Here is a 12,465-nt window from a genome sequence, read left to right as displayed (position 1 = left end):
GAGATAATATATGTTTACAGGAATTGTGCAATCGACGGCGACCGTCACATCGATAAAAGAGGGCGAAAACTTTCGTCAGTTGACGGTTCGCGTACCCATTGCGATGTTAGACAATTTAGCAGTAGGGGCGAGTGTAGCGACAAATGGCGTGTGTTTAACGGCGGTGGCATTCGATAGAATAGACGAGTGTTATGGCTTTATCGTGTTTGATGTTATAGACGAAACTTTGCGCCTGACTAACCTTGCCACATTGAACGAGGGCAGCCGTGTTAACATTGAGCGCTCGTTGACGGTTGGCGATGAGTTAGGTGGGCATATGGTTTCAGGCCATATTCACTGCATGGCAACCCTGGTCGAACGAACTGACAGTAAAGACAATTGCCGACTGTGCTTTAGTATTGATAAAAAATGGCGCAAGTATCTTTTTGCCAAGGGGTTTATCAGCGTCAACGGCTGCAGTTTAACACTTGGCGAGGTCGAAGATGAGCGCTTTTTCTTACATCTTATCCCTGAAACCCTGCGTCTTACTAACCTCTCGTTATTAACGTTAGGCGATGCGGTAAATATTGAATTTGATCAACAAACCATGACCATTGTCGAGTCGATCGAGCGAATTATGGCGCAACGATATAATCAATAAATGGTAAAAACAGCAGGTGTTTAACGCAAACGGACCTGCGTTGTCCTTGATGCCATAAGGCGTGGCAAAGAATGTGTCACTACAGTGCGTTACTGGCTCTGGTCTCTAAAATACTTGTTCATCATCGGCGTCAATCGCCAATTGAATGACTTGGTTATAATCGTCGATATGCATATTCAAATGCATTTCACAGCAACAGTTAGGGCAAGTCTCGTAATAATTTTGGTCGCCTTGGCTAGTGTCTAGCTCAATATGCATGGGATGTGCACAGTGCGGACAATGAATGGTTTTTTTACTCATATTCTGCGCCATGGTGACACGCTCCTATGTATAAATGCCATGTCTTAAGTATGACCGCTTATTGCCTATTTTGCTGTGTTTTGTGGCGAAAATGATGCACATTTAACGCCTTATCACGGGGCTAGTTATTAAGCTTTTGTATTTGTTTGATAAATGTAAAAACCTGATCGACGTAAACACCACCAAACATATTGGCGTGGTTTAGAATGTGATAGAAATTGTACACTAATTTGCGTTGTTCATAGCCTGAATCGAGTGGCGCTATTGCGTGATAAGATTGATAAAAAGCATCGTCGAAACGTCCAAATAATTCGCTCATCGCAATGTCGACTTCTCTATCGCCGTAATAGCAAGCAGGATCAAATAGACACGGATACTCAGCGGTAAAACCAATGTTGCCTGACCACAAATCACCGTGAACCAAACTCGGAATTGGCTGGTGATCGCATAGTATGTCACGGCACATGGCGCAAATTTGATCATTGTTCAAGCCGTCAGCTTTGCGAGCAAACAATTGTAATTGGTACTTAATTCGATACTCGCTAAAAAAACGCGCCCAACTGTCATCGTAGGTGTTGATTTGACGCGTCGCACCAATGAAGTTGTCTTCAGGCCAGCCGAATTCGGGCTGTTGATTTTCCGAATGCAGGTTTGCTAGCACTTCACCTAGTTGAGCAAAGTTAACCGTGCCTTGTGGTGTTGGCGAGCGGTGCATCGCAATGTAGTTGGTGACTAAAAAACTGTGCTGCTGGGTAATACCAAAACAAATGACCTCAGGCACGATCAAGTCGTGACGACAGTTTAAAATATCTAGGTTAAGCGCTTCCGCTTCAAACATAGCGAGGTTATCTCGGTTGTCGAGCTTAACAAAATAGCGCTGAGTGCCACTGTGAAGACAATAAGCTCGGGTAACATCACTGCCCGAGATCGGCTCGATTTTATCAACTGTTACATCGCATTTTAATGTTTTGCCTATCGCTGCACCGATATCGTCCCACATTGATCCTCCCTTGCTCTAGATTTGGTCAGTTTAGTATAGACAATGGCGTGTTTTACCGCGTTGCTTTGTGCAAGTTTTTTGTTTGCTACTACCGCGGTTTGGTGATGTTTTACGAGTGCTGAGATCAATGGTGGTGAGTTGTTTTATTTCCTGCGAGGTTATCCCTAAACTCTAATAGTTGTTATAGGTCAGGGTATTGGTGGACACTCATCTGCAGGCTAAAGGATGCAGTTTATTCGGCAAAAAAAAAAGGACCATCAATGATGATCCTAACTCTGTTCATATGCGCCTAATTTTAAAACGACGCCTATCAGTGTGACGCTTGCAGCTGAACAGTGAGTGTTTAGCTATATATCAACGCCTTATTATTGTTATCAATGTGCGATCAGTGTAACGATGTTACAGATGCACTTTAACCAATAAGCTAACAGCTGATTCTGTGCCTAAGCCTGGGTAGTCAAGACCGAATTTATTGTCCCAGTATGAGTATTCAATACCGGCTTCAAATTTTTTGGCAATACCAAAGTATTTGCCAACGTCTAAACGCAATTGCGGATTAAAGTGAAATTCTGCTTTGTGTGTATCAGCCGCTGAAGACCAATCGATATAGCCGTCAAACATGAAGTCTGCATTGCCGATACTAAATGGGTAACCCCATACCAACGTCAATTGCTGATCGTTATCCACGTTTTCGTTATTGGCTTGATAGACATTCACATTGGCGTATGCAAAGCCAGGAAGTTTCAAATCAGCACCGACACCGACTAAGTAGTTATCAAAACTATTTGAAAAAACAGCTGAATGGTACGTTGAGTGTTCCCAAGTCGTTGCGATAAATACGTCACTTACGATACCGTATTCAAACTTGCTACCGGTTGCATAGCTGAGACTTAAGCGCGGAGATAACTCAGAATAGGTTTCTTTTGCCGCAACGTTGTCGCTGTCTTGTTTGAAGTCTAAGCGATCGGCAAAAAAGAATAAATCGCCCCAGCTATGGCCAGACGCGTGTTCAAGGGTAACGGTAACAACATCGTCGTTTTCATTGACGTGGTATTGATTCACGTTGTGTAACAACGATACCGAGTTGTCACTCCAAAACATTTCTGCTGTGGCTTGAGTTGACGTTAAAAAAGCACCTGCCAGTAATGCAGATGAACAGATAGATTTAATGGTGTTCATTAGGATCCCTGATAAATAAAGTTGGCTATACACAGCTCGACGTTATGTAGCCTTACGTGTTGCGATATAGGAGCAGACGGCATTGTCTGCTCCTTTAGATTTTTGAAATGTTATAAGAACATGAATTTAGCGACAAACAGGATGGCTAGAAACCAAACACTGGCACTAATTTCACTAAAGCGACCTGAAAATGCGCGAACTGCCGCGTAGCTAATAAAACCAAGAGCAATACCGTCGGCAATAGAAAAGCTCAAAGGCATAGTTACTAAGATGACCACAACCGGTACCGCATCGAGCAAGTTATCCCAGTTGACATTAACCAAGCTGCCAACCATTAAGACACCAACAAAAAATAGTGCTCCCGCGGTTGCGTAGGCTGGGATCATTCCCGCTAGCGGAGAAAAGAATAGCGCTAATAAAAACAGTACAGCAACCGTAACAGCCGTTAAGCCCGTGCGACCACCGGCTGCAACACCCGATGCACTTTCAACGTAGCTGGTGGTCGTTGAGGTACCTAATAAAGAGCCCGCAACCGTGGCACCTGAGTCAGCAAATAGTGCTTTTTTAAGGCGAGGTAAATTACCGTTTTCATCAAGCAATTTTCCGCGTTGTGCAACCGCTAATAACGTCCCTGAGGTATCAAATAGGTCAACAAATAGAAAAGCGAAAATAACACTGATCATACCTACTTCAAATGCACCAGCAATGTCTAAGGCCATAAATGTTGGAGCGATTGACGGTGGCATTGATACCACACCGTTGTACTGAACATCGCCAAACATAATACCAAGTACGGTGACAACGAGAATTGCTATCATTACTGCACCGTGGACCTTAAGGCTAATTAAAGCAACGATTAAAAACAGACCTAAAATGGCCATCATTGGACCAAAATCAGTGATTTCACCTAAGGTTACAAGTGTGGCAGGGCTAGCGACGATGATGCCTGAATTTTTTAAGGCGATAAGCGCAAGGAACATACCAATACCGGCAGCAATACCAAAACGCAAGGCATGAGGAATTGAGTTAATGACCCATTCACGCACCTTAAACGCACTTAACAAGGTAAATATCACACCTGAAATAAATACGCCACCTAGAGCCACATTCCAGCTATAACCGAGTTCTAATACAACGGTAAAGGTAAAGAACGCATTTAACCCCATGCCTGGTGCAAGAGCGATTGGGTAATTTGCATAGAGGCCCATGATTAAACAGCCAATGGCGGCAGCTAAACACGTTGCGACAAAGACCGCACCTTGGTCCATACCCGTCATTGCCAACATGCTTGGGTTAACAAAAATTATGTAACCCATGGTTAAAAAGGTGGTGAAACCGGCTAAAATTTCTTGCTTTACATTGGTGCCATGCTCGGCAAGTTTGAACAGCTTTTCAAACATCGTTTTTCCTGAACTAAATAGTTATTACGCGCTTTCCTTGACAATGTTGCAGCGAGTTAACGAGTGATTGCCAAGGGTGTATAAAAGATGCGCTATTTTACGAAACTTTGTTACGAAATGTAATAAAAATCACGAAAAATATTAAAATAATGACGATAACGAGCTAGCTTATACAAGCTCGTTTCATGGTATTAACACCGCGTTTAAATGTTGCTGGTTTGCATTTACATTTACATCAGCGCTAATCGAGAAAAGGCGAGTGATAACCTTCGGGTTTAAGTGCTAGTAAATCGCAATTTAATCTATCGATAACGTGTTCGGCGGTATTGCCAATTAACACCGCCGACAGGCCGGTTCGGCCAATTGTGCCCAGAATAACCAGCTCGGCATCAATTTTTTCGGCGACGCTTTCAATGACATCCTCAGGTAAACCCTCTTCAATGTGTAACTTGTGCGCATCGATATGATATTGGCTGGCGTGCTTTTTCATCACCTCTAAGTGGTGATTACGCATGGTTTCGTTGTATTCAGCGGCATCAAATTCAGGTACTTCGATAGCAATATTAACAGGGGTGCCTGGGTAGGAGTTCACTAAGTGCACGTCGGCTTTGATTAACTTGCCAAGATTGAGAGCTTCGTCGGTAATTTTATTGTTTAACGATTGGTGTTCTTGCTCTTCGCTACCGGCGTTGATGGCCGCTAAAATTCGCCCGTTTTCAGGCCAGAGGTGATCTTTGACCAGTAGTAATGGTACCCAGCATTTGCGGATAAGGTGCCAATCTGTTGGGGTAAAGATCACTGATTGTAGGGTAGGGTGTTCATGTGTGCTTTTGATCACGATATCAAACTGATGATCTCGCACCTCAGCTAAAATGGCCTCGAAAGGGCGGTTGTGCCAAATAACTTTGACGTCGATTTGACAGTCAAATTGCTCTGTTAACTCGGATAACCACAAAGTGCGATCGTTGACTACACTGGTGCGCATCGCTTCGCGCTCATCGGCAGAGAGCATGGTTGTCATTTCGTAGGAAAAATCGTATATAACGAGTAGGGCGGTTATATTGGCACCGCTGCGCTTGGCAAGGGTACAGGCTCTATCTAACGCCTTTTGTTGTTGCTCACTAGGGTCGACAACCGCAAGAATGTTTTGATATTTTTCCATAACACGCCTCAAAGTACGATGTATTTAATGATCGCTGTCATCTGTAACACTACGTTTGTTGCTAACGGTATGTTGTGCGTATCGATTACACTATCGATACGCACTCGTTACAGTGTGTAGTGTTAATATTAACTGGTCAATGAGGATGTTACAATAATGTTAAAAAATAACGATGTGATTGGCTTAACTTATCTGTTTGCCATTATCACTGATGAAAACCGGCAAGTTCAAATAAGGCTTGTTTGTCTAAAATGGTGATCAGTTTATTGTCCACTTTGATCAAACCATCTCTTTGAAAACGGGTCATCAACCTGGATATGGTTTCAATGGTCAAACCAATATAATTACCTATTTCGCTGCGCGTCATTGGCAAGTTAAATTCCAGTGAAGACAAGTGGCGATTGCCTAATCGACGCCCGTAATTGGCCAAAAACGTGGCCAGTTTCTCTTCTGCATTTTTGCGGTTTAACAGCAGCAGCATTTCGTTGTTACACTGAATTTCATCGCTCATTAAATTTAACATTTGCGATTTTAGGCGAGGGATTTTATTAGATAGCGTGTCGAGCACTTCGAACGGAATTTCACAAACCATCGACGTTTCAAGTGCTTTGGCAAAGCTCGGATGCTTATTGCTGGCTAGCGCGTCAAAGCCCATCAAATCTCCGGCGAGATGAAAGCCTGTGATCTGCTCTTCTCCTTGCTCAGAAATAATAAATGTTTTAAAGGTGCCGGAGCGAATAGCGTACAGAGTTTGTAGCTGCTCTCCTGCTTCAAAAATTTGGGTGTTTTTTTGAATTGGCTTTTTGCGTTGGATAATATCATCCAACAGGTTTATTTCATTCTCATTTAAGCTAAACGGCAAACAGAGTTCGCTGATACTACAATTTTGGCATTTGATGTTCTGGGCGGAAAAAGCCATATGTTGATTACCCACACAGGTATTAATAACGTTATAAAAAGTAAGGTTACTAAAATATTTGCTTTAGGGCAATATACAAAGAGTAACCGCCATAAATGACCAAGGCGAGTCCGGTGAGCTGCTTAAACAGCGGGGCGCGAATGAGTTTGTCCAACCATTGTACCGAGCAGGCGACAACCAATAATGCAGGTAGTGTTCCCAAACCAAACGCCAGCATAATCAATGCGCCTTGTAGCGCACTGCCTGACGCCAACGACCAGGTAAGTGTTGAATAAACGAGGCCACAGGGTAACCACCCCCATACAGCGCCAAGCATGAGCGCTTGCCACGTTGTCTTAATTGGCAATACGTGTCGTGCAAGCGGTTGAATGTAACGCCAAAGATACTGACCAAGACGCTCGATATGAGTTAACACAAACCATATTCTAGCAACATACAAGCCCAGTAAGATGATAAAAATAGCGGCAATGACTTTTAGCCAAATGACTTGTGCACCCAATGACTTAATGGCAATAGAGCCGGTAAAGCCGGCAATTGCGCCAAGCAAGGTGTACGAAGCGACGCGACCGACATTATAACTAATCACACGCGAAAAGTGCCCAGCTTCACTGTCACTTCGGGTGGTCAACATCGACGAGATACCGCCACACATAGCTAAACAGTGACCGGCACCGGCAATTCCGATTAACAAAGCTGAGAAAAAATCGAGGGTCATGGGTTATTTAGTCTGATCGTTCTGTGCCGCATTATCGGTTGCCTCATCGGCCTTATTCGATTTCTTCTCGTCATCAAATAAAATACTCATACCCTGTTTTTCTAAATCGTCAAATTGCTCTGTTTTTACCGCCCAAAAAAATAGGTAAATGGCAATGGCGGTAAATAAAATAGCAATCGGGATCAGTACGTAAATTACACTCATGTTCAGCTTACCTAGTGCTTATTTAAGCAACCTTAAAGAATTGGTTACGACAATTATCGAGCTAGCCGACATTCCTAATACTGCCATATACGGGGTTATAAAGCCACACACAGCAAGTGGCAGGACGATTGTATTATAGGCAAACGCCCACGCAAAATTTTGCTTGATAATCTGTCCTGTTTGTTTAGAGGTGTTGAGCAAATCAAGGAGGCTGGTTAGTTTATTATTTAACAAAATAACATCGGCACCGCTTTTGGCGATCTCTGTGCCACTGCCCATAGCGATGGCAACATGTGCTTGGGCAAATACTGGCGAGTCATTTACGCCATCGCCTACCACGGCAACGGTTCGGCCCGATTTTTGCTGGCGCTCAATGATCTCTAGCTTATCTTGAGCTGAACAGCTGTGATGTAGCTCGTCTAGCGCCACACCGGTGAAGGCTTCGACTCCAGCTTTATTATCACCGCTGATCATTAAGGTGTAGTTTTGCTTTTGATTTAACGTTTGCAGTACATCATTGCTGTCGTTGCGAATGACATCGCCCAGATATAAGGCTGCAATCAAACGGTTATTAATGGCGACGACGACTTGTGCATCGTCGTCTTCGAAATTATCGGCACCGGTTATCGATTTTATCCAACTTGCTTTGCCTATCGCTATGTCATTGCCATCTTGGTAACCGCGAATACCAGAGCCGGGAACGACGGTAATTTGCTCGACGTTTACGGCAAAATCACGATAGTCAATAAACGCTTTGGCGATCGGGTGCTCAGAGTGACTTTCCATGGCCGCTATTGTGGCAAGTAAGTGGTCCTTGTCGATTGTTTGGTCAAATAGTTTACAATCGACAAGGCTGAACTCACCGCGCGTTAATGTGCCGGTTTTATCAAAGGCAAAACAATCAACACTTGGCATGGTTTCAAGCACATGGCCTGATTTGATCATTATACCGTCTCGGTTGAGGCGAATTGTGCCACAGGTGAGCGCCGTGGGGGTGGCCAGTGATAACGCGCAAGGGCAGGTCGCTACCAGCACCGATAGGGTGATCCAAAAAGCCTCAGATGGCATGTGTTGGTACCAGTAAATTGAGGTCGCTATCGCAGTAAGTAAGATAATAGCCACAAAGTACTGGGCAATTTTATCCGATAATTGAGCGATGGCAGGCTTATGTGCTTGAGCTTTTTCACTCAGTCGAATTAAATTGGTAAGAAAACTATCTGAGCTGGTTTGGGTGATCTGCACCGTTAAATTGCCATCACCATTGACAGTGCCAGCGAAAACGCTCTGACCGACAGATTTGTGAACAGGCACGTGTTCACCGGTTAACATCGATTCGTCAACACTCGATTGACCATAGATAACAACCCCATCACCGGCAACAGTTTCTCCTGGCTTAACTATAATGCGATCGCCAACCGTTAATCGTTTGGCGCTGATCACTTGTTCAGCATCGTCAACGAGAATGGTCGCAGTGAGAGGCATTAATTTTAATAAGTTGGCAGAGGCCTGGGCGGCATGCGCACGGGCTCTAAATTCCAAAAATTTGCCAATTAACAATAAAAAGGTGAACATTGCCAGCGACTCAAAATAAACCTCGCCGGTTTGTGTAAACGTTGCCCACGTACTGGCGCAAAACGCCAAAATAATGGCAATAGACACCGGTACGTCCATCGATAAACGACGAGCCCGTAACGCACTAAGCGCACCTGTGTAAAACGGTAGGGCGCCATAGGTGACTATGGGCAATGTGAGTACAAAACTGGTGCCGCGAAGGTAAGTCAAATTATGCTCAGCAAGATCACTAAAGGCCCCAAAATACAAACCGACAGCAATCATCATCACTTGCATGGTCAGAATGCCGCTGACCCCAAGACGACGAATAAACGCCTTACTTTGTTGCTTGTTACTTTGCTCGACTTGATTGGCTTTAAATGGCGACGCTTGATAGCCAATGCGTTGGATGGTTTTTAATATTGCACTGAGTTTAAGTTGGGTGTTGTCCCAGGTAATTGTCGCTCGTTGGGTTGTCGCGTTAACCTGCACTTTGCTGATCGCTTGGTGAGAAGCGAGTTGCTTCTCAATAAGCCATGCGCAGGCAGCACAACTCATGCCGTCGATAGAGACTATGGTTTCCTTTTGATTATCAACATCAAAGGTGAATTCGCTTTGCAAATTTTCGTCATCAACAAACTGATGATCTTTTAACGCATCAGGGATACTGGCATCGATTTTATTACCTTTTTCACTGCGAAAACGATAATAGTCTTGTAACCCATTAGCAACGATAGTTTGCGCAACGGCTTGGCAACCAATGCAGCACATATCGTGGCTTTTTCCTTCAATTTCCACTGGCAAGTGAATACCTGCAGGGATCGGCTCTCCACAGTGAAAGCAGTCCTGATGTGCGTGCGACATAATTAATATCTAAGTTCGAAAGCTCTAAATTGTTGTTGTGGCAAGCCAAGAATAGTTTGCAACTTCCAGGTGTTATCAAACGGGGTAATGACAATACGCCATTTTCCTTCAATATTGTTCTCAAGCGGGGTACGCAACCAACCGTTGCCATCAGGTGTTACTTTTATCGCAAAGTCGCGGTCGGCTAATGTTGCGTGATAGAACGCGACATTCAACATGGGAAAGGTTTTTTCGATACCCGTTGGTTTTAATACAAGTTCATTCTCTGTGACTTTAATGTCAAAGCGAACGCCTAGTTTTTCGGCTAGTTTATATTTGCCGATGTCTTGGTTAATCGCCTTGCCTTTCTTGTAATAGTCATCAACAACTACGGTATCGGCACCGGTGTTAGCGATAATCAGGGTAGTGATACCGGCTACGACCGCACTAAGTGGCAAAATAAATACTAAATAAGCCCACGGCTCTTTGTACCAAGGAGTTTTCATGCAACAGTTTCCCAAAAATTTGATGCGTTATTGTAACCCAACTGCGGGCTTCCCTCTATATATTACGACGAGGCAATTTATATTGATTTAGACTGTTTTATTATAAACTTAACAACAAGAGTAACAGACTAGATCAATACAAACTGATGGCAAAAATAAAACCCTGTAAGACAGTGCCCTACAGGGTTTTTCGTTTAAGTATTGAGTTACTCTGCTTGCGACAAACTGTAAACGTAAGCGCTGATCACTCGAATCTTATCTTCGCCTAAGATGTCTTTCCAAGCTGGCATAACACCGGCGCGACCGTTGCGAATTGATTCCTCAATTGCTCGCTCACTACCGCCGTACAACCAAATGTTGTCATTTAGTCGAGGCGCGCCAAGAGCAAGGCCCATGGCATCGGAGCCTTGACCTTCAGCACCGTGACAAGCCGCACACATGGCAAACTTTTCTTCACCAGCACTTGCTAGTTCAGCGTCGACCTTGTCTGCGCGCTCTGGGTTAAGACTCATTACGTACGCAGCAACTTCCTTAACACCTTGCTCGCCACCTAACATGGTTTTCCAAGCGATCATACCCTGTGCTTTGCGACCATACAGTAACGCATGTTCAATATCCTCAGGGCTGCCACCGTATAACCAATCGTTATCGGTTAGGTTAGGGAAGCCTGTTGTACCTTTGGCGTCAGAGCCGTGACATTGCGAACAGTTTTGCAAGAACAAACGCTGGCCAATTTTTAATGCTTCTTCATTTTCGGCCAATGCTTTTATATCTTGGCTGGCAAATTGAGCAAAAATAGGGCCAAAACGCTCGTCTGCTGACGCAACTTCTCGGTCATACTGTACAGCAAGACCTGCGTCTTTTGCTGCCGCATTTTTCATTTTTGAATCTTCAAGGCTGGTAACGTCTTGGTTTGAGCTCTTCCAGCCCAATAGACCTTGGAAGTTACCTAAACCTGGGTATAAAGCCAAGTAGCCAAATCCCCAGATGATTGTTACCAAGAAGAAGGTACTCCACCATTTAGGTAGAGGATTGTTTAACTCTTGGATACCGTCAAACTCGTGGTCCATTGGTTCGCCTTCGGGAACGCCGGCGAAGTTTGTTAAACACCAACGCAGTAACACCCAGCAACCAATTAAGGTACCTAAGGTAAGAACAATTATCCATGCACTCCAGAAGCTAGACATTATTATTAGTCTCCTGTTTATCTTTCGCCTGATCTTTATTATCGTCGTCGAATATAGAGTTTGCGGCTTCATCAAAAGATGATTTACGTCGTTTACTGTATGCCCAAATCACAATGATGATGAACAATACAAAGATTAAAACGGTAAATATGCCTCGAATCGTGCCTATATCCATAATTATTTCAACGCGTGACCAAGTGATTGTAAATAAGCGATAAGGGCGTCCATTTCGGTTAGACCGTCCTTACCAGTAATACTCTTAGTGGTAGCAAATTCTTTACCTGCATTGGCGATGTCCTCAGCCGAGTAAAGTGGAATAGGGTTACCATTCTCATCTTTGTGGCTGCGGTTTTTGGTCAAACTATTGAACAATTCCATCTTTTGTGCAGAGTATTTGTTGCTGATCGGCGTTTCTGCCAACCACTTATACGACGGCATATTTGACTCCGGAACCACTGAGCGCGGATCCATTAAGTGAGCGTAATGCCAATCGTCTGAGTAACGTCCGCCAACACGGGCAAGATCTGGACCAGTGCGTTTTGATCCCCATAAGAACGGGTGTTCCCATACGGATTCGCCGGCTACTGAGTAATGTCCGTAGCGTTCTGTTTCCGCTCTAAACGGACGGATCATTTGCGAGTGACAGTTATTACAACCTTCGCGGATGTATATGTCACGACCTTCCATTTCTAACGCCGTGTATGGACGTAAATTCTGAACTGGCTGAGTAGTCTCTTTCTGGAAGAAAAGAGGGGTGATTTCAACCAAGCCACCAATACTGATAGCCGCGATTGTTGCAGTGAAGAACCAGCCAATGTGCTTTTCTACTTTTTCATGTTTATTTTGCATCATTAACTCC

The 12,465-nt window shown here is 44.1% G+C and carries 14 protein-coding genes; 1 reads left to right on the top strand and 13 read right to left on the bottom strand.

All coding sequences use genetic code 11. The features are described from left to right. Window positions 1-10 precede the first annotated feature (10 nt). Window positions 11-640, top strand: coding sequence for a riboflavin synthase subunit alpha (locus ACAY30_RS08130; RefSeq protein WP_290250047.1), 630 nt, complete (start codon window positions 11-13; stop codon window positions 638-640). A gap of 105 nt (window positions 641-745) precedes the next feature. Here the strand turns inward: ACAY30_RS08130 and ACAY30_RS08125 are convergent, their stop codons facing one another. The 13 genes from ACAY30_RS08125 to ccoO form a co-directional block, all read right to left on the bottom strand. Beyond that, a complete protein-coding gene (locus ACAY30_RS08125; protein ID WP_290250045.1) occupies window positions 746-952 on the bottom strand; it encodes a CPXCG motif-containing cysteine-rich protein in 207 nt (68 codons plus the stop codon). Between the two features lie 109 nt (window positions 953-1,061). Continuing rightward, window positions 1,062-1,940 (bottom strand): fructosamine kinase family protein, encoded by an 879-nt coding sequence (locus ACAY30_RS08120; RefSeq protein ID WP_290250043.1) that lies wholly within the window; start codon window positions 1,938-1,940, stop codon window positions 1,062-1,064. A 399-nt stretch (window positions 1,941-2,339) separates the two neighbouring features. Further along, complete coding sequence (locus ACAY30_RS08115; protein WP_290250041.1) at window positions 2,340-3,119, bottom strand: outer membrane protein OmpK; 780 nt, start codon at window positions 3,117-3,119, stop codon at window positions 2,340-2,342. A 110-nt stretch (window positions 3,120-3,229) separates the two neighbouring features. After that, window positions 3,230-4,519 (bottom strand): NCS2 family permease, encoded by a 1,290-nt coding sequence (locus tag ACAY30_RS08110; RefSeq protein ID WP_290250039.1) that lies wholly within the window; start codon window positions 4,517-4,519, stop codon window positions 3,230-3,232. Window positions 4,520-4,760: 241 nt separating this feature from the next. Then, window positions 4,761-5,681: a universal stress protein UspE gene (gene uspE / locus ACAY30_RS08105; RefSeq protein ID WP_290250037.1), complete on the bottom strand. Its 921-nt coding sequence runs from the start codon at window positions 5,679-5,681 to the stop codon at window positions 4,761-4,763. A gap of 205 nt (window positions 5,682-5,886) precedes the next feature. Further along, a complete protein-coding gene (gene fnr / locus ACAY30_RS08100; protein WP_290250035.1) occupies window positions 5,887-6,600 on the bottom strand; it encodes a fumarate/nitrate reduction transcriptional regulator Fnr in 714 nt (237 codons plus the stop codon). 49 nt (window positions 6,601-6,649) lie between these two features. Continuing rightward, on the bottom strand, window positions 6,650-7,315 hold the full coding sequence (locus ACAY30_RS08095) for a sulfite exporter TauE/SafE family protein (RefSeq protein WP_290250034.1): 666 nt from the start codon (window positions 7,313-7,315) through the stop codon (window positions 6,650-6,652). 3 nt (window positions 7,316-7,318) lie between these two features. After that, complete coding sequence (ccoS, locus tag ACAY30_RS08090) at window positions 7,319-7,519, bottom strand: cbb3-type cytochrome oxidase assembly protein CcoS (RefSeq protein ID WP_290250031.1); 201 nt, start codon at window positions 7,517-7,519, stop codon at window positions 7,319-7,321. A gap of 18 nt (window positions 7,520-7,537) precedes the next feature. Then, on the bottom strand, window positions 7,538-9,934 hold the full coding sequence (locus ACAY30_RS08085) for a heavy metal translocating P-type ATPase (protein ID WP_290250030.1): 2,397 nt from the start codon (window positions 9,932-9,934) through the stop codon (window positions 7,538-7,540). Window positions 9,935-9,936: 2 nt separating this feature from the next. Next, entirely contained in the window at window positions 9,937-10,419 is a 483-nt protein-coding gene (locus tag ACAY30_RS08080) for a FixH family protein (protein ID WP_290250028.1), read from the bottom strand. 206 nt (window positions 10,420-10,625) lie between these two features. Further along, window positions 10,626-11,606, bottom strand: coding sequence for a cytochrome-c oxidase, cbb3-type subunit III (gene ccoP, locus ACAY30_RS08075; RefSeq protein WP_290250027.1), 981 nt, complete (start codon window positions 11,604-11,606; stop codon window positions 10,626-10,628). Beyond that, a complete protein-coding gene (locus ACAY30_RS08070; protein ID WP_290250025.1) occupies window positions 11,599-11,781 on the bottom strand; it encodes a CcoQ/FixQ family Cbb3-type cytochrome c oxidase assembly chaperone in 183 nt (60 codons plus the stop codon). The genes ccoP and ACAY30_RS08070 overlap by 8 nt, the downstream gene beginning before the upstream one ends. 2 nt (window positions 11,782-11,783) lie before the next feature. Continuing rightward, a complete protein-coding gene (gene ccoO / locus ACAY30_RS08065) occupies window positions 11,784-12,455 on the bottom strand; it encodes a cytochrome-c oxidase, cbb3-type subunit II (RefSeq protein WP_290250228.1) in 672 nt (223 codons plus the stop codon). Window positions 12,456-12,465: the final 10 nt, after the last annotated feature.

Origin of the sequence: Thalassotalea ponticola, from assembly GCF_041379045.1 — a bacterium.
Taxonomy (GTDB): Bacteria; Pseudomonadota; Gammaproteobacteria; order Enterobacterales; family Alteromonadaceae; genus Thalassotalea_A; species Thalassotalea_A ponticola.
Note: the sequence above shows the minus strand (reverse complement) of the source record. Positions and strands in the feature narration are given on the sequence as shown.